Origin of the sequence: Arthrobacter sp. Soil736, assembly GCF_001428005.1 — a bacterium.
Lineage (GTDB): Bacteria > Actinomycetota > Actinomycetes > Actinomycetales > Micrococcaceae > Arthrobacter.
In genome coordinates this window covers 25717-43246 of sequence record NZ_LMSB01000029.1, presented here as the reverse complement: position 1 = coordinate 43246, position 17530 = coordinate 25717, and the positions used below count along the sequence as shown (strand labels likewise).

Below are 17530 nucleotides of genomic sequence, written 5' to 3'. Positions count from 1 at the left end.
CCGCCTGCCTCGGTTCGCTGCCACGCAGATGCCAGACGCGGCAAATTCATAAACAGCTAACAGAGGACCAAACACAGGCATGACCTCACTTTCCATGATCGGCATCGACATCGGCGGAACCGGCATTAAGGGCGGCATCACTGACCTCACCACTGGCCGTCTGGAAGGAGATGGGGTACACATCGCGACCCCAAGTCTGCGCACGCCGCATGCCGTCGCTGACGTTGTCGCAGAGGTAGTCCGGGAACTGGAGCAGCGAGTTGAAGCGCAGTCAGTGGGTGCGCCGGTAGGGGTTACTTACCCCGGGATCGTCCAGCACGGCGTTGCCCGCTCAGCTGCAAACCTGGACCCTTCGTGGGTTGGCTTCGATATTCAAGCCCTCTTCACAGACCGTCTTCATCGAACTGTCGAGGTCATCAACGACGCGGACGCTGATCTTCGGACCGTGGCCGAACTACCTGCTGGCGGATGGCGCGGTCGCCAACCCGTACGGGGTCGATCTGGTCGCCAGCGACGGCGAATCCTGCGGCGATTGGCTGGTCGCCCACGGGATCGCGGCGCTCGACACGGCCGCCACCGTCGTCGACTCACTTCTGCCCGCAGGCCAGACGCAAATAAATCAACGACACGCAACACTAGCCAATCCCCAGGGTTCTAGGCAGAAGTGTGGCCTTCGTTCTATCGTTGCCGCTAAACATCAGTAGCCAGGGGCTTCCATGAATGCGAAGGAACATCGATCTCGGCGGATCCCGCGGGTCAGGATCACACCTTTCCAGTTCTTTTTTCTGGTCTCCGCCGTCTTTTTCGCGGCCATCACGCCCACACCTATCCAGTTCATGATCTCTGGAGTGATGGTCGCCCTCGCTGGCGTCGCCATGACCATCACCACTCTCAGGAAAGAACCAGCGCCGCCGGAAGTGTTTCTCGAGGAGGAGCATTTCGAGGGCGGCGGGAGCATACCCCTGAAAGGCGGAATCCTATCCAAGATGTGGGGCGGCCAGCAGCTGTTCCTGATGGTCTCTCCGCAGTTGCGGATGCTAGTGCTGAGCCCTACCGCAGGAGCCCTGGAATTCAGCCTCGCGTATGGGCTGGGGCGGTTCTTTGGGCCGTGGATTCTGCAACGGGAAGACGTTGCCGAGATCCAACATGTCCGGACATGGTTTGCTCCCTACGAGGGTGTAAGGGTCATCCCCACCGCCGGTCCCCCGTGGACATTCTCGACACGTGAGCCTGCCACCGTGCTGGCTTGTTTGGAGGAACTTGGCTACCCGGAGGCCGACGACGCATTCAGTTTGTGGTGACACCCTCCCTACCTTGGGCGAGCGGAAACATTCAAGATCGTTGGCATAGTCGGTATCCTTGCAGTTCCGCTCATCGCTGCTCTGATCAGCGGATGTTCAATTTGACGCCTTTAGGAGCATCGTCGTAGACACAACAGGGCCAGGGCGTCCGGAGCGCTGCGACGGCGCGCGCCCTGGACCCAACAGCCGGCCGCGCCAGCGGACGCCCGACAACTGGTTGCAGCGCAGCGGAAACGGTAATACTGGAATCCGCCCGGGACGTGGTTAAGGCGAAAAAGCCGGCGCTGGTGCGCCGGCTCTTTCTGTTTCCCTCGGAAAAAGGAAATCTGTGGTGCAGCGTCGCTGCTGCTGTGGTTACGGCTCGTCGAGCCGGTGGTCTTGTATTGGGAAGTCTACCGGACCGGTGGCCGGGCCTGCCGTGAGCATGCGCAGTTCCAGCAGGTCTTCATCTCACCGGGGCTGGAATCGATCCGGAAATCGAGAGCTGGGCAGAGTTCAGCATGGGCAATTTCAGGCCTCGGCTCGAGGAGCGGATGTTCCGCACCGAGTTATACACACTCAACCACCTTGAGAATATGGCAAGGTACTCGGGAGTGACACCGGGACGTGGGTTCAGGACTTTCGATCCTGACCAGGGCGATGGCTCATGAACTGACTAGCGCTCGAGTCCGCCGCGTTCTAGTGTCTTTCCCTTGCCCCCTGCTTGGCCATCTTGGCTGTCTTGGCCAGTGAGGGCTTTTGGGCTACGGCCGCTGTCGCCGGTGTGCCTTGGTATTTGTCTGCGAGAAATCGGGAAATGATCGCCTCGCGGTCGCCCTTGCCTTCGAGGCTTTCGGCCAGCTGCTGACGCTGTCGCAACCAGGTCCGTTTGGGCAACATAGTCGACACGTTTGCTCCGGCATTCCCCCGTCACGAGCTTGGAAGGGGGTGGCATCGGGTTAGGAGCAAGCGGCAGCGCACGCGTCAATCTGGACCTGGACGATCGCCCCCGTAGTTCGCCACGAGGTCGTCACACTCCCGGTCGTCGAAAAGCCCCAGGGTTCGCACTGTTTCGCCGAACCCGGTCATGAACTATCCCGAGCCGGCGCCGTCGGAAAGATATGTTTGGTTTTTTCGACATCGACGGCCTGCCCATGAAGCCCGCCATCGAAGAGAGAATGATCTCCATCGATGCCGAAGCTATGATCCCGTGCCCCGCCGCACCGGCGTCGCCGGAGGCATGCGCAAACTGGACGCTATCCGAGGCGCGGTCGGCGGCGGATGGATCAACGTCCTGATAACGGACGCTGATGTGGCGAGACAGCTTCTGGAGCCGCGACAACTCTAAATGCCGGGATCGAGCCTTCTCATCTCCTTCGTCTGCCACGCTCTGTGCCGTGTCAAGGCCGGGGATGAGTGCGAAATCGAATAATCACGTCCACCAGTAGTATCCGGCGAATCTCATCTGAAGGAGAGGGCGATTCTCATGGTGTTCGTTTCTTGGTCAGGATTCGGCAATGACCGGGCGCAGCAGCGGGCTCTCATCTGCGCCAGCGAGCACCGGCACGTAGCGCTCGAGCGCTGTTCCTGCAGCAACCAGGTCCCGGAGGTCTGTGAGCTTGCCGATTATCCGTCCTGTCGCGCGAGCCTGGACCATGATGTTGCCGAGGGCAGTGGCTTCGACCGGTCCGGCGATGACAGGTTTTCCGGTGGCGTTGGCGGTGAGCTGGCAGAGCAGCCTGTTCTGCGAGCCGCCGCCGACGATGTGCACGACGTTTACTGAAACGTCGGCGAGACGTTCGGCGTCGGCGATGGTGCGGGCGTAGCCGGTGGCGAGGCTGTCAAGGATGCAGCGGACGACCGCCGCGGGCCGTTCCTCCAGCGCGCCGCCGCCGGTGTGGACTGCGGCGCGGATGCGTTCGGGCATGTTGTCCGGGGCGATGAAGGCCGGGTCATCGGCGTTGATCCGGGGCCCGCCCTGAGGTAGTGCTGCCGCTGCTGTAAGCAAGCTTGCCAGTGACGGCGCATAGCCGCTTCTGGCCCAGGTGCGCTGGCATTCGCTGAGCAGCCACAGGCCGCCGGCGTTGCGCAAGTACCGGGTGGTGCCGTCCACGCCGCGTTCGTTGGTGAAGTTCGCGGCACGGCTGGCCTCGGTAAGCACCGGATGGCGCAGTTCCAGCCCCACGAGGGACCATGTGCCGGAGGAGATATAAGCAAAGTTCTCCGTCCGCGCCGGCACCGCGGCGACGGCCGAGGCGGTGTCGTGTGAGCCGACAGCGACGACCGTGGTTGCCGGGGTCAGCCCTGTATGGTCGGCGATTCCGGGGAGCAGGGTACCGAAGGTTTCGCCGGGTCGGATAAGCGGCGGGAACAGGTCCGTGGGCAGTCCCAGGGCGGTGAAGAATTCGGTGGCCCACTCGCCGGTGACGGCGTCGAAGAGGCCGGTGGTGGAGGCGTTCGTTTCCTCGGTGCGGCGCTGCCCGGTGAGCAGGAACGCGATCAGGTCCGGGATGAGCAGGGCCTGCAGCCCGTCCAGGCAGGATTCGGTGGCGAGCTGGTAGAGGGTGTTGAACTGCAGGAACTGTAGCCCGGTGGTGGCGTAGAGCCGTGCCGGGTCCAGCTTTTCGTGGACCCGGGCGACCGCGGCTCTGGAGCGGTCGTCCCGGTAGCTGTAGGGCTGTGCTGGGAGTTGGCCGGCGGCGGTGAGCAGGCCGTAGTCCACGGCCCAGGTGTCGATACCGACGCTGATGATGGTTTCCCCGCGCACTGCCGCTACTCGTCCGGCGGTGGCCAGGCCGGTGAGCACCTCGGCGAAGAGGGCTTCGAAGTCCCAGCGGAGGCCACCGTCAAACTCCACCACACCGTTCGGAAAGCGGTGCACCGTCTCGAGGGTGACCTTCGGGATCCCGCCGGTGACGGAGGCGCCACTGTCGACGGGGCCTCCGGCTGCAGGCGCGTTGCTGATGCGTCCGAGGATGACCCGTCCGGAGGAGGCACCGATGTCGACAGCGGCGAACAGGCCGCCGTCGACATCGGCCTGTGAAGCGGGCGCGGTGTCTTCCTGGTTCATCGCAGGAAGGCGGCGGCGACGCCGGCGTCGACCGGGATGTGCAGTCCGGTGGTGTGGGACAGCTCTGCGCTGGTGAGGACGGCGGCCGCGTTGGCCACGTGCTCGGGCAGGACTTCGCGCTTGAGCAGCGTGCGCTGGGCGTAGTACTTGCCCAGTTCCTGTTCGTCCACGCCGTAGACTGCGGCGCGCTTAGCGCCCCAGCCGCCGGCGAAGATCCCGGAGCCGCGGACCACGCCGTCGGGATTGATGCCGTTGACCCGGATCCCGTACTCGCCGAGCTCGGCGGCCAGGAGCCGGACCTGGTGGGCCTGGTCGGCCTTGGTGGCGGAGTAGGCGATGTTGTTCGGGCCGGCGAACACCGAGTTCTTCGAGGAGATGTAGACGATGTCCCCGCCCATGTCCTGGTCGATCATGACCCTCGCCGCGGCCTTGGCCACCAGGAAGGAGCCCTTGGCCATCACGTTGTGCTGCAGGTCCCAGTCCTTCTCGGTGGTTTCCAGGAGCGGTTTGGAGATGGAGAGCCCGGCGTTGTTCACCACGAGGTCCACGCCGCCGAACGCCAGCACGGCCGCCTGGATCGCTGCCGCGACCTGCTTTTCGTCCGTGACGTCGGCCTGGACGCCGACGGCGACATCCGCGCCGCCGAGTTCGGCGGCGACCGCCTGGGCGTTCTCCAGGTTCAGGTCCGCGATCACCACGCAGGCGCCTTCCGCGGCGAGCCGGGTGGCGATGGCCTTGCCGATGCCCGACGCCGCCCCGGTGACCAGCGCGATGCGGGTCGCGTGCGACTTGGGCTTGGGCAGGCGGGCCAGCTTGGCCTCCTCCAGGGCCCAGTACTCGATCCGGAACTTCTCGGATTCCTCGATCGGGGCGTACGTGGAGATCGCCTCGGCGCCGCGCATCACGTTGATCGCGTTGAGGTAGAACTCCCCCGCGACGCGCGCGGTCTGCTTGTTCGCGCCGAAGGAGAACATGCCCACGCCGGGCACCAGGACGATCGCCGGGTCCGCGCCGCGCAGCGCCGGGCTCTCCGGTGCCGCGTGGCGGTCGTAGTACGCCTGGTAGTCCTTCCGGTATACGGCGTGGAGTTCCTTCAGCCGTGCGATCGAGTCCTCGACCGACGCGTCCGCGGGCAGGTCCAGGATGAGCGGCTTGACCTTGGTGCGCAGGAAGTGGTCCGGGCAGGAGGTCCCCAGCGCCCCCAGCCGCGGGTGCTCGGCGGCTTCCAGGAAGTCAAGGACGACGGCGTCATCGCTGAAGTGCCCCAGCTGCGGTTTGTCCGTGGACGCCAGACCGCGGATCACCGGCGCCAGTGCGGCGGCCTTCGCCCGGCGTTCGGCCTCCGGGAGCGGGGCGTAGCCGGGGAGCTTGGGGCCGAACGGTTCTTTCTTGCCGTTGGCGGCGATGTACTTTTCGGCCTGGTCGATGATCCACAGCGAGTTGGCTTCCGCTTCTTCGCTGGTGGTGCCCCAGGCGGTGATGCCGTGCCCGCCCAGGATGGTGCCGACGGCCTGGGGATTGGCGTCCTTGATCGCGGCGATGTCCAGGCCCAGCTGGAAGCCCGGGCGGCGCCACGGCACCCAGACCACCTTGTTGCCGAAGATCTTCGTGGTGAGCGCCTCGCCGTCGGCTGCCGTGGCGATCGCGATGCCGGAGTCCGGGTGCAGGTGGTCTACATGTGCGGCGTCCACCAGCCCGTGCATGGCCGTATCGATCGAGGGAGCGGCGCCGCCCTTGCCGTGCAGGCAGTAATCGAAGGCCGCGACCATCTCGTCCTCGCGCTCCACGCCCGGGTAGACGTTCTTCAGGGCCTGGAGCCGGTCCAGGCGGAGCACGGCGAGGTTTTCCGCCTGCAAAGTACCCAGATCGCCGCCGGAACCCTTCACCCAAAGGAGCTGGACGTCGTCGCCCGTTACCGGGTCCTTCCCGGTGCCCTTCGCGGAGGTGTTGCCGCCGGCGAAGTTGGTGTTGCGCTTGTCCGCACCGAGTCGGTTGGACCGGGAAATCAGCTCTTCAACGGTCTTGTTGATGTTCTTGGTGCTCATTGGTTTAGGCGCCCCATCCGGCTTGCTGGCCGCCCACGCGGTCCTCGTTGATCTGTTTCTGGTAGCCGCTGGCCTTGAACGCGGCCATCGGGTCCGCGGGCAGGCCGCGGGATTCACGCCATTGGGCCAGCATCGGCCGGACGTCGGTGTAGAAGGCGTCGTTGAAGACGGCGTTGGCGGCCAGGACGTCGCCGGCGCGCTGGGCCTCGGATAGTGCCGCGGTGTCGATCAGCAGTGCACGGGCGGTCATTTCCTGGACGTTGAGCACCGAGCGGATCTGGCCCGGGATCTTCTCCTCCAGGTTGTGGCACTGGTCCAGCATCAGCGCGACGCGGGACTCTTTACCCGACGACTTGCCGAAGCCGCCGCCGCGGATCACCTCGTGCATGATGCGGAACAGCTGGAAGGGATCCGCCGCGCCGACGATCAGGTCATCGTCGGCGTAGAAGCGCGAGTTGAAGTCAAAAGAACCGAGCTTGCCGAGGCGCAGGAGCTGCATGACGATGAATTCGATGTTGGTGCCCGGAGCATGGTGGCCGGTGTCCAGGCAGACGAACGCCTTCTCGCCCAGGGCCAGGGTCTGGGCGTAGGACGTGCCCCAGTCCGGAACATCGGTGTGGTAGAACGCCGGTTCGAAGAACTTGTACTCCAGCACCAGGCGCTGGTCCTCGCCGAGGCGGGCGTAGATTTCCTGGAGCGATTCCGCCAGGCGGTCCTGCCGTCCGCGCATGTCGTCCTGGCCCGGGTAGTTGGTGCCGTCCGCCAGCCAGATCTTCAGGTCCCTGGACCCTGTGGCGTGCATGATGTCGATGCACTCGAAGTGATGGTCGATCGCCCGGCGGCGGACTGATTCGATGGAGGATGTCAGGGAGCCGAACTTGTACTCGTCGTCCTGGAAGGTGTTGGAGTTGATCGTGCCCAGCCCCATGCCCAGGCCGGCCGCGTATTCCTTCAGGGCGGCGTAATCGTCCACCTTGTCCCACGGGATGTGCAGCGCCACCGTGGGAGCCAGGCCCGTGAGCTCGTGGACCTTGGCCGCGTCCGTGAGCTTTTCCTGGACAGTGCGCGGGGTCCCCGGGGTGCCGAACACCCTGAAACGGGTGCCCGAGTTGCCGTAAGCCCACGAGGGAACCTCAATGCCAAGCTCCGAAAGCCGGCTTAAAGCCGTTGCTGTGTTGTTCATGATTTTTCTTTCGTCAGTGATAGGCGGTGAGTGGTTTGCCAGAGTCAGTGTTGGCAGTGTCAGGTCAGGGTCGCTGTTGGCCGGCGACCAGCTGCTCGTCGAGGTTGAAGACCTCCTCGAGAATCCGGAATCCTTCATCAGGCGGAACGTCGCTGTTCTGGAAGAGCGTGGCCATTTCCGCCTGCCAGCGGGCATTGACGTCTGTGAGAGCCATCCGGGCCCGCGCGGCGTCGAAGTCGTCGCATTCGAGGTAGCCGATCAGCAGTCCGTCGTTGTCCAGGTACAGCGAGTAGTTGTTCCAACCGGCCTCCTTCAGGGCAGCCAGCATCTCCGGCCACACCGCCGCGTGCCGCCGGCGGTACTCCTCCAGCAGCGCAGGCTGGATCGAGGAACGGAAACACACCCGCATGACCATCTCCTTCGGATTTGAGTGGAACGTGATTGCCGCTCCGGGTGGGTGGATTAGCCGTCATCCGCCCGGACCGGCCGCCAGTTGGGCCACGGTCAGGTCGGGGAACATCGTGGGTTCCTGGTAGATCACCGCGATGCCCGCTTCACGGCCGTGGAGCGCGTCCCGGAAGGACACTCTTTCACCGTCCAGGAGGACGTGGCCACGGTCCTCCTGGTGCTGCGAGGGTCCTGACCATCGTGGACTTGCCCGCGCGGTTCTCACCGACCAACGCGGTGACCTCTCCGGGGTGGAGCCTGAGCTGTGCTCCCTGCTGCGCTTTGACGGCACCAAAAGACTTATGGATGTCCTGCAGCTCCGACGTGGGGACTCCGCCGTCGGCGGCCGTTCGTCTGCTGTTGAGGGCGACTCCTGAGATGTCGTCCATAGCCGTTACTCCCTTGTATGAATCGATTCAATAGTGAACCTTCTCACACGGTAGGGTACGTTTCCGTTGCATGTCAAGGACCGCACGATCGGCGCTCACGGAACGAATCTCTCGCCAAGGGTGACCGGCAGGATACCATTGCTATAGGTTTGATTCGATTCAGAAGGACGGCTTCAGTACCGATGGGTCCTAGTGTGAAAGACGTGGCTGCGCTGGCGCAGGTTTCGGTGGGGACGGTATCCAATGTGCTGAATCGGCCGGAGCAGGTCACACCGGAGAAACGAAAGCGGGTACAGGCGGCTATCGCCCAGCTGGGATTCGTCCGCAATGAGTCGGCCAGATCCTTGCGTTCGGGGTCGAGTCGTAGCCTGGGAATGCTGGTTTTGGATGTGCGTAACCCCTTCTTCACCGATGTCGCCCTGGGTGCCGAGGATGTCGCCGAGGAGCACAAGCACTCGTTTATTTTGGCCAACAGCAGCGAAGATGCGCGGCGGGAGCAGGCATACCTGGACCTGTTCGAGGAGCAGCGCGTGCAGGGCATACTGATCACCCCCGTTGGAGATGTTCTGCAGAGGCTGGAAGCCATGCAGTCGCGGGGCATCCCGTCAGTCCTGGTGGACCGGCTGGCAGGCTCCGAGAATTTTTGCTCCGTATCCGTAGATGACGTGGCCGGCGGGCGGGCAGCTATTGAGCACCTCATAGCGGGCGGAGCCGAACGGCCGGCGTTCGTTGGGGGTCCCTTCACGCTCCAGCAGGTGGCCGACCGTCACGCCGGCGCCCTTGCCGCCGCCGCCGCCGCAGGGGTCCAGTTACAGGTGTTTGAAACTCCGAACCTGAAGTTTGAACGTGGTCGGCATGTTGGAGATCTCATCGGCGATCTTCGCCAATCGCGGCGACCTGATGCCGTGTTCGCCGCTAATGACCAACTCGCCCTGGGTCTCCTCCAGTCCTTTACCGCCAATGGCATTCGGGTACCGGATGATGTTGCCCTCGTGGGTTTTGACGACATCGATTTCGCAACGCAGTCGAGCATTCCCCTGTCCTCCATCGGGCAGCCGCGGCAACTCATCGGAGAACGGGCCGCCCGGCTGCTGTTTGATGAGATCGAGAACCCGCACGGCCACGAGCACCAACAGATTGTCTTTACCCCCGAACTCGTGGTCCGGGAGAGCAGCCGCCGTCCCGGCTGAAGTTGAACGTCTGGTACAAAGGGCCAGTCGCGATCCTCGACGAGCGCAACATCCGTCCCGGCCTACGTGGGCATCGTCTGGGCAGCGCTGCCCGCCGCTGCATGCGACCTGGTGCGACGTCGGGGCGGCGAGCTAATCGAATCAACTTCGATGGCGAGGATGCAGACGCACGGCGCTTCTATGAAGCGCGTCGTGAGGCTGGGCGCCGACACTTCGAGGAGGCTGAAAAGCCTCGACCGAGGCTATTCACAGCATGTCCACCGGCGCCTGCCGCTCTCGATTGGGATTGTGAAGAAGTGCACCGCGATCCACAGCCGGCGACCTGCAGGCGGACGGACCGCCTTGCCGCTGCCTCCTTCATTCACCTGACAGCACCTGTTCCTTCGACTTGGCTGACCATGTCGGGTCGCTCGGGACGGTCTCGTGCAGGTCACCCTGGAGCTTTCGTGGAGACGTTGACGTAATGCACGTCACCCCCTATGATTGTGAAACGATTCAGGAGATGAAACGATTCAGGTTGATGAGATCTTGTTGGCCCCCGGGCGGGGCTTGCCAGCCCCTCATACACCACGATCACAAAGACCACCCGGAACGGAACAGTTCCGGTCCCTTGCCAATGACGACGAAGGAAATCAGCGATGAGCATCACGCCCCCCGGGGATATCCGCCCCAACCTCGAAGCCAGCATCGGACGGAGGGACCCGAAGAAAGCCGCGATGAGCGGCTGGATCGGAAGCGCACTTGAGTACTACGACTTCGCGTTGTACTCGCTGGCCGCGGCACTCATCTTCCCTGCCATCTTCTTCCCGTCGGAGAACCCGACCGTCGCGATCATCGCCTCGCTCGCGACCTACGCGGTGGGCTACGTCTCTCGTCCGGTCGGCGCTATCGTCCTGGGCGCGTACGGTGACAGGCACGGCCGCAAGCACGTGCTCATCTTCGCGATGCTGCTAATGGGCTTCGCGACCTTCGCGGTCGGGCTCTTGCCCACGTACGGACAGGTCGGCATCCTTGCCCCCGTCCTTCTGGTGATCCTCCGCCTGATCCAGGGGTTCGCGGTCGCGGGCGAGCTCGGCGGTGCTAGCGCGATGATCGTTGAGCACTCCCCCGACGCCAGGCGCGGCTTCTTCGCGAGCTTCAGCCTTCAGGGCACGCAGGTCGGCTCAATTCTGGCCACCGGTGTCCTGCTTCCGCTCGCCGCTCTTCTCCCCAAGGACCAGTTCGAGACCTGGGGCTGGCGCATCCCGTTCCTGCTTAGCGCCTTCGTGATCCTGGCCGGGTACATCATTCGTCGTCGAGTGCAGGAGCCCCCGGCGTACCTGGCGCAGGCCGAAACGGGTAAGGCGAAGCGCCGGTTCCCACTCATCGACCTCCTGCGCACCCACCCATGGGTCTTGGTCCGTTGTGTCATCATGACGTTCACCAACGTGATCGGCATGGCGACCCTCATCTTTGGCGTGTCCTACGCGACGCAGAAGGGCTACGGCATCGGCTATTCCAGCAGCGAGTTCCTCTGGGTGACCCTCGTGGCTAATTTGACTGCAGTAGTGACGATCCCGATGTTCGGCGCGCTGTCCGACAGGATCGGCCGGCGGACGCTCATGGTGGCTGGCGGGATCGGCGGCGGTCTGCTGGCGGGTGGATACCTGTGGGCAATCGACCAGAGGAGCCTGGTTCTGGTCTTCGTGTGCGTCGTGATCGTGCAAGGGATCTTCTTCCAGATGTGGAACGCGACTTTCGCCACGTTCTTCCAGGAGCAGTTCCCTATGCGGATCCGCGTGACCGGGTTCGCGGTGTCACAGAACGTCGGCCTCATGATCGCGTCGTTCTTCCCGAGCATCTTCACGGCGGTCGCTCCCCCGGGGTCGACAAACGTCCCGGTCGTCATCGGGCTGATCACGTTGGGCATTTGCCTCGCCGCGGCGCTGGCTACCCTGCTGTCCTCCGACACTAAGGGCAAGTCGCTCGAGGACCTCGAAGCTCCTAAGGCCGGTTCGCAACCACTCACGAGCGAGCACGCGTGAGCTCGGCCATGATCGAGGGAGCAAGTCGCAGCTCGCGCCGGGTCAAGCGTCCCTCGATGACTCATCGCATGACGGAACAAACCACGAAGCGGCCGGGGCGCCGAGCGGGCATTGAAGACAGCCAGCGTCGCCCAATAGTTCAACGTCGATCCGCTCTGGACCTCATCCGCCTTCGGCGACGTACGGTGACGACGGCAGAACAATCGGAGAACAGTGATGACTGAAACGACGAAACGGTCACAGGCAGTGTGGCCAGTCAAGCACAGCCCGCTACTGCGGGCGCCGGAGCGGTTCATCTCGCGCATGGAGCTCCAAGGAATGATCCGCCAATTAACGGACAACCTAGTCAACATCACGGACGAGACAGGTCAATTTCTCCTTCGGCTCGACGACGGGCGAGTAATCGACACTAAAGGCTGGGCGGGCTGGGAGTGGACTCACGGCGTCGGTCTGTACGGGATGTGGCAGTACTACGACCAGACCGGTGAGTCGACGATGCGCGACATCATCGACTCCTGGTTCACTGCGCGGCTAGCCGAGGGCACCACGAAGAACGTCAACACAATGGCGCCGTTCCTGACGCTTGCCTGCCGCTACGAGGAGACGGGCGATCGCACACTCCTGCCGTGGCTCGACTCTTGGGGCGAGTGGGCTATGCGCGCGATGCCGCGCACACCTCATGGCGGCATGCAGCACATCACGTTGGCCGAGGAGAACCACCACCAGCTGTGGGACGACACCCTCATGATGACTGTCCTGCCGCTGACCAAGATCGGTCTGCTGCTCGACCGACAGCACTACGTCAGCGAGGCAACATTCCAGTTCCTCACCCACGTGGCGTACCTCATGGACCGTGAGACGGGGCTGTGGTTTCACGGCTGGTCATTCGACGGCAACCACAACTTTGCCAAGGCCCGCTGGGCGCGCGGGAACTCGTGGTTGACAATGGTGATCCCCGACTTCCTAGAGCTCGTGGACCTGCCCAAGTCCGACCCGGTGCGCCGGTTCCTGATTGAGGTCCTGGACGCCCAGGTCGCGGCCCTAGCTGACATGCAGGACACCTCGGGACTGTGGCACACGCTTCTCAACGACCCCTCCTCATACCTCGAAGCTTCAGCGACGGCGGGGTTCGCCTATGGAATCCTCAAGGCGGTGCGCAAGGGATACCTCGACCCCAAGTACGCTGCGGTGGCCGAGAAGGCAATCCGGGCTGTCATCGCGAACATCTCGGACGACGGCGAGCTGCAGCAAGTCTCGTTCGGCACCGGGATGGGCTCGGACCTGGACTTCTATCGCGACATCCCGCGCACGCCGATGCCATACGGGCAGGCCATGGCGATCCTGTGCCTCGCAGAGTATCTGCGAACCTACTACTGAGTCCCTGCTGGGCGGCAGACTGCCTGGACCTGGGTGCGGTTACGTGGGGTGCGAGACCCGCGCGGCTCGTGGCTGACGACGAGGCGCTCGCCGCGCATGTGCGCTGGCACACGGGGACCGTCCGGGTCACCGTGCCCGCGAAAGTCAAGACAACGTTCTTATCGATGGAGGAAAACTGATGGTTCTCGACTCGTTCCGACTGGACGGGAAGGTTGCCCTGGTGACGGGTTCATCTCGTGGCCTGGGGCAGGGCGCTGCGGTGGCGCTGGCGGAGGCGGGAGCCGACGTCGCACTGCTGAACCGGGCCCGGGCCCAGGAAACAGCCGAGAAGATCCAGGCTGTCGGCCGCCGGGTCCACGTGATCGAGCAGGACCTGGGCGCGGCGACCCCACAGGAGCTGGACGAGTCTGTCCAGTCCGTGGTGGAGGCGCTCGGGCGGATCGACATATTGGTGAACAATGCTGGGATCATCCGGCGGGCACCGCTGCTGGAGCACCCTTCTTCGGACTGGGATGACGTGCTGGCGATCAATCTGGACGCCGTGTTCCACCTGTCGCAGGCCGCAGCCAAGCGATACGTGGCCCAAGGCGGAGGGAAGATCATCAACATCGCTTCGATGCTGTCTTTCCAGGGTGGAATCCTGGTGCCTGGGTACGCGGCGAGCAAACACGCGGTGGCGGGGCTCACGAAGTCGTTTGCGAATGAGCTGGCCGCCCGTGGAGTAAACGTCAATGCGATCGCTCCGGGGTACATGGCCACCGACAACACGGCGCCGATCCGTTCAGACGAGGCGCGCGAGAAGTCGATCCTGGACCGGATCCCGGCCGGGCGATGGGGCACTGCGGCCGATCTGCACGGCGCGTTCGTCTTCCTGGCCTCGCCCGCGTCCGACTATTTGAACGGCGCGATCATCCCGGTCGACGGCGGCTGGCTCGTACGCTGACCGCCGCTGCAGAGACATCAACCCCTTTATAACTGGAGAAATCACTATGGAACAGCGCTACGCAACCAGCCCGGACCAGCTCCCGACCTTCGACACCAATGAGCTGCGAGAGCGGTTCTTGGTCGAGGATCTGTTTGTCCCCGGCGAGGTGAATGTCGTCTACACGCACCACGACCGGATCGTTCTCGGCGGCGCAGTCCCCGCGGGCAAGCAGCTTCCACTGCCGACGTTCGACGAACTTCGAGCGGAGTACTTCCTGACCAACCGCGAGGTTGGAATCATCAACGTCGGCGGCACCGGCACGATCACCGCGGACGGCGAGACGTACACTCTCCCCAACGGGGCGTGCCTGTACATCGGCCGCGGCACCCGGAACATCGTCTTCTCCGACGCCCCCGCGGGCGAGGAAACCGGGGGGGCACAGTTCTACCTGTTTAGCGCCCCGGCGCACACCACCTACGAAACCCAGCTGGTGCTCAAGGGGCAGGGCACGGTGCGCGAGCTGGGCGATCAGCTCACCAGCAACCGGCGGACCCTGAATCAATACATTCACGAGAAAGGGGTTCGGTCCTGCCAGATCGTCATGGGCGTGACCGAGCTTCACCCAGGATCGATGTGGAACACGATGCCAGCGCACACTCACGACCGGCGCACCGAATGCTACCTGTACTTCGACGTGCCGGACGACACCCGGGTGATCCACCTTATGGGCCAGCCGACCGAGACGCGCCACCTCGTGATCGCCGACCGGCAGGCGGTCATCTCACCGTCCTGGTCGGTGCACTCCGGCGTCGGCACCGCCGCCTACTCCTTCGTCTGGGCCATGGCGGGGGAGAACCAGTCCTTTGACGACATGGACGCCGCTCCCGTCACCTCTCTGAGCTGAGTTCAGGCGAGCCTACCGATGCCGCGGTCCGCGCCCCTCATGAGTGGGCCCGCTCATCCGCCGCTTCAAGGGACGGCCTCCGTGGCCTCAACACGGGCGAGTGACGACTACGTACCTGCAACCCATCCGAAGGAGATCCCGATGAGCGACACCCTTTCCACCCTCTGTGCATCGCGCCTCGTCCCCGTCGTCGTGCTCGACGACGCGGCCGACGCCCAGCCCCTGGCTGCCGCCCTTGTGGCTGGGAACCTTCCCGTCGCGGAGGTGACGTTCCGAACCGCGGCGGCAGCCGACGCGATCCGTGTCATGGCTGACCGCGGGGACATGCTCGTGGGAGCGGGTACGGTGCTAACCAGCCAGCAGGTCGACCAAGCGGTCGACGCCGGCGCGTCCTATATCGTTTCGCCCGGCCTGAGCCGGGCGGTAGTGGAGCGGTGCCAGGAGCACGGCGTGCTCGTGCTGCCCGGGGCCGTGACCGCCACCGAGATCCAGGCGGCACTGGAGCTGGGCCTGACCACAGTTAAGTTCTTCCCGGCGGGCACTTCCGGCGGCGCTGCCGCGATCGCGGCGCTCACCGAGCCGTTCGCCGGTGTTCGCTTCGTCCCCACCGGCGGCGTCGGTCCGAAGAACCTCCACGAGTACCTCGCAATTCCCGCGGTGGCGGCGGTGGGCGGTTCCTGGATGGTGTCCAAGGACCTGGTCCGAGCCGGTGACTTTGCACAGATCACCAGAATCGCCGCGGAGGGCGTGGCCTTGGCAAGACAGGGCGCACTCGCCTGACGCGCGCGGTCCGGCCCCGGACGGCCCAGCCCTACGCATCACAATCCCATCCGGGGACCCTTCCCGACCTGAGGAGCCACCATGTTAGTCAGACGAGTCAGTGCCCTGTCGACAGAAGCCACGGCAATAAAGGGATCAGCATGAGCGCCCAAATCGAACCCGGACAGAGTCAGGCCACCGACGTCGTCACCTTCGGGGAGACCATGGCCTTGTTCAAAGCTGACACGCCGGGCCCGCTGGCCCACGTCCCCGGCTTGAGCCTGGGAATCGGAGGAGCAGAGAGCAATGTGGCTGTGGCTCTGCAGCGCTTGGGCACCTCCGTCACCTGGCTCGGACGCGTCGGCAACGACAGCCTAGGAGACCTGGTCGTACGCGAACTCAGGGCAGAAGGGATCACCGTTGCCCCCATTCGCGACGATGCTGCCCCTACGGGGTTGATGATCAAAGAACGCCGCACCGCCGACGCTGTAAAGGTCTGGTACTACCGCTCGGGCAGCGCCGGGTCCCGTCTGCACCCAGACGACATCCCCGCCGACCTCATAGCGCGCGCACGTCTGCTCCACGTCACCGGGATCACCCCTGCACTTTCGAGCTCGGCGGCCCTGGCGACACAGCAAGCCATCGACTGCGCCAGGGCCGCAGGGGTACTGGTGTCCTTCGACCTTAACTACCGTGCCGCCCTCTGGCCCCAAGAGGCAGCAGGGCGTCAATTCCGGCAGATCATGGCCAAAGCAGACATCGTCTTCGCCGGCGACGACGAAGCCGCCATCGCTGTCGGGCCCGCTCCCGGGCCTGGGGAACTGGCTAGCCGCATCGCCGCCCTTGGACCCACCCAGGTCATCCTCAAACGCGGTGCTCAGGGATGTCTGGCACTGATCGACGGCAACGAATACGCCAGGGAAGCGGTGCCCGTGCGCGTGGTGGACACGGTCGGGGCCGGAGATGCCTTCGTCGGCGGCTACCTCTCCGAGATGCTCCGCAAATCGGACATCGACCAGCGGCTCCTGACAGCCAACCAGGTCGGCGCCTTCGCTTGCCTGGTTCCCGGTGACTGGGAAGGCATGCCGCGCAGAGCAGAACTGCACCTGCTGGACCCCAGCGACCCCGTCTCCCGCTAAAACATCCCCGCCGTCATGGATGAGGCGACCGCCGCCCTCAGCGGAGTGGAAGTAGACCAGCTGTTCGCGGTGGCGCGAGGGCTGCGCAATCAAGGTACGGGCATTCTCTTCATTTCCCACCGTTTCGAGGAAAGTGTTCGCCCTCTGTGACCGGATCAATCACCGTCATGCGCGACAGAACCTACGTATCCACCCACGTCACCGCGGACGTGACGGTTGAGCAGATCGTAGGTGAAAAGGTTGGGCGCGATATCGCTGAACTGTTTCCCAAGGCGCCGGCGGAAATCGGCCAGCCGGTTCTGAGTGTTCGGGGCCGTAGCAGGGACGGAGTTTTCCGGGATATCAGCTTCGAGGAGCGGGCCCGGGGAGATCGTGGCACGTGCCGGTCTCGTCGGGGCCGGCCGTACTGAGGTTGCCCGCGCGATCTTTGGCATCGACCCCTACGATTCCGGTGAGATTTCGTTCGACCACAGGCCCCTCAAAGGCGGGATCCCCAGGCAGCGATCAACGCCGGCATGGGGTTCCTTCCGGAAGGCCGGCGCAAGCAGGGACTGGTCATAGACCTTACGGTGAATCGCAATATTACCCTGACACTGCGCAACCATTTCGCGAAGGCCGGCTTGATCAATGCCGGGCAGAACGCTCCGCAGCCGAGGAATGGAGCAAACGTCTGCAGGTCAAGGCCGGATCTCCCGAACATGCCGTCTCCACACTGTGGCGAGCTAGGGGAACGCACCGTCGAAGAAGGCGGCACCGTGATTGTCGGTCCGCCGCCCGTGTTAAACAGGCCCTTCGCAG

14 protein-coding genes are annotated in these 17530 nt (G+C 64.3%); 9 read left to right on the top strand and 5 right to left on the bottom strand.

Annotated features, from left to right (window positions below; all coding sequences use genetic code 11):
* Positions 1-79 precede the first annotated feature (79 nt).
* Both ASG92_RS27475 and ASG92_RS16140 read left to right on the top strand, forming a co-directional pair.
* A complete protein-coding gene (locus ASG92_RS27475; protein ID WP_082579546.1) occupies positions 80-658 on the top strand; it encodes an ROK family protein in 579 nt (192 codons plus the stop codon).
* A gap of 58 nt (positions 659-716) precedes the next feature.
* The gene (locus tag ASG92_RS16140; RefSeq protein WP_056630309.1) at positions 717-1301 is read left to right on the top strand and encodes a hypothetical protein; all 585 of its coding nucleotides are present in this window, start codon (positions 717-719) and stop codon (positions 1299-1301) included.
* A gap of 1483 nt (positions 1302-2784) precedes the next feature.
* Here the strand turns inward: ASG92_RS16140 and ASG92_RS16130 are convergent.
* The 5 genes from ASG92_RS16130 to ASG92_RS27460 all read right to left on the bottom strand — a co-directional run bounded on the left by ASG92_RS16130 (position 2785) and on the right by ASG92_RS27460 (position 8414).
* A complete protein-coding gene (locus ASG92_RS16130; protein WP_056630303.1) occupies positions 2785-4350 on the bottom strand; it encodes a rhamnulokinase family protein in 1566 nt (521 codons plus the stop codon).
* Positions 4347-6395, bottom strand: coding sequence for a bifunctional rhamnulose-1-phosphate aldolase/short-chain dehydrogenase (locus tag ASG92_RS16125; protein WP_056630300.1), 2049 nt, complete (start codon positions 6393-6395; stop codon positions 4347-4349). Before ASG92_RS16125 ends, ASG92_RS16130 begins: the two co-directional genes overlap by 4 nt.
* Before the next feature lie 4 nt (positions 6396-6399).
* Complete coding sequence (gene rhaI, locus ASG92_RS16120; RefSeq protein ID WP_056630297.1) at positions 6400-7578, bottom strand: L-rhamnose isomerase; 1179 nt, start codon at positions 7576-7578, stop codon at positions 6400-6402.
* Between the two features lie 64 nt (positions 7579-7642).
* On the bottom strand, positions 7643-7987 hold the full coding sequence (locus ASG92_RS16115; protein ID WP_056630296.1) for an L-rhamnose mutarotase: 345 nt from the start codon (positions 7985-7987) through the stop codon (positions 7643-7645).
* A 181-nt stretch (positions 7988-8168) separates the two neighbouring features.
* On the bottom strand, positions 8169-8414 hold the full coding sequence (locus ASG92_RS27460; RefSeq protein WP_200951993.1) for an ATP-binding cassette domain-containing protein: 246 nt from the start codon (positions 8412-8414) through the stop codon (positions 8169-8171).
* Between the two features lie 17 nt (positions 8415-8431).
* Here ASG92_RS27460 and ASG92_RS16110 point away from each other — a divergent pair, with 17 nt between their 5' ends.
* The 7 genes from ASG92_RS16110 to ASG92_RS16080 all read left to right on the top strand — a co-directional run bounded on the left by ASG92_RS16110 (position 8432) and on the right by ASG92_RS16080 (position 16732).
* Positions 8432-9604: a LacI family DNA-binding transcriptional regulator gene (locus ASG92_RS16110; RefSeq protein WP_346762997.1), complete on the top strand. Its 1173-nt coding sequence runs from the start codon at positions 8432-8434 to the stop codon at positions 9602-9604.
* 638 nt (positions 9605-10242) lie between these two features.
* A complete protein-coding gene (locus ASG92_RS16105) occupies positions 10243-11628 on the top strand; it encodes an MFS transporter (protein WP_056630288.1) in 1386 nt (461 codons plus the stop codon).
* A gap of 318 nt (positions 11629-11946) precedes the next feature.
* Positions 11947-13005 (top strand): glycoside hydrolase family 88 protein, encoded by a 1059-nt coding sequence (locus ASG92_RS16100; protein ID WP_200951992.1) that lies wholly within the window; start codon positions 11947-11949, stop codon positions 13003-13005.
* 178 nt (positions 13006-13183) lie between these two features.
* Positions 13184-13948 carry a 2-dehydro-3-deoxy-D-gluconate 5-dehydrogenase KduD gene (kduD, locus tag ASG92_RS16095; RefSeq protein WP_056630281.1) on the top strand — a complete coding sequence of 255 codons (765 nt, stop codon included), beginning with the start codon at positions 13184-13186 and terminating at the stop codon, positions 13946-13948.
* 46 nt (positions 13949-13994) lie between these two features.
* The gene (gene kduI / locus ASG92_RS16090) at positions 13995-14834 is read left to right on the top strand and encodes a 5-dehydro-4-deoxy-D-glucuronate isomerase (protein ID WP_056630280.1); all 840 of its coding nucleotides are present in this window, start codon (positions 13995-13997) and stop codon (positions 14832-14834) included.
* 141 nt (positions 14835-14975) lie between these two features.
* Positions 14976-15614 (top strand): bifunctional 4-hydroxy-2-oxoglutarate aldolase/2-dehydro-3-deoxy-phosphogluconate aldolase, encoded by a 639-nt coding sequence (gene eda, locus ASG92_RS16085; RefSeq protein ID WP_056630276.1) that lies wholly within the window; start codon positions 14976-14978, stop codon positions 15612-15614.
* A 140-nt stretch (positions 15615-15754) separates the two neighbouring features.
* A complete protein-coding gene (locus tag ASG92_RS16080; RefSeq protein WP_056630271.1) occupies positions 15755-16732 on the top strand; it encodes a sugar kinase in 978 nt (325 codons plus the stop codon).
* Positions 16733-17530 lie beyond the last annotated feature (798 nt).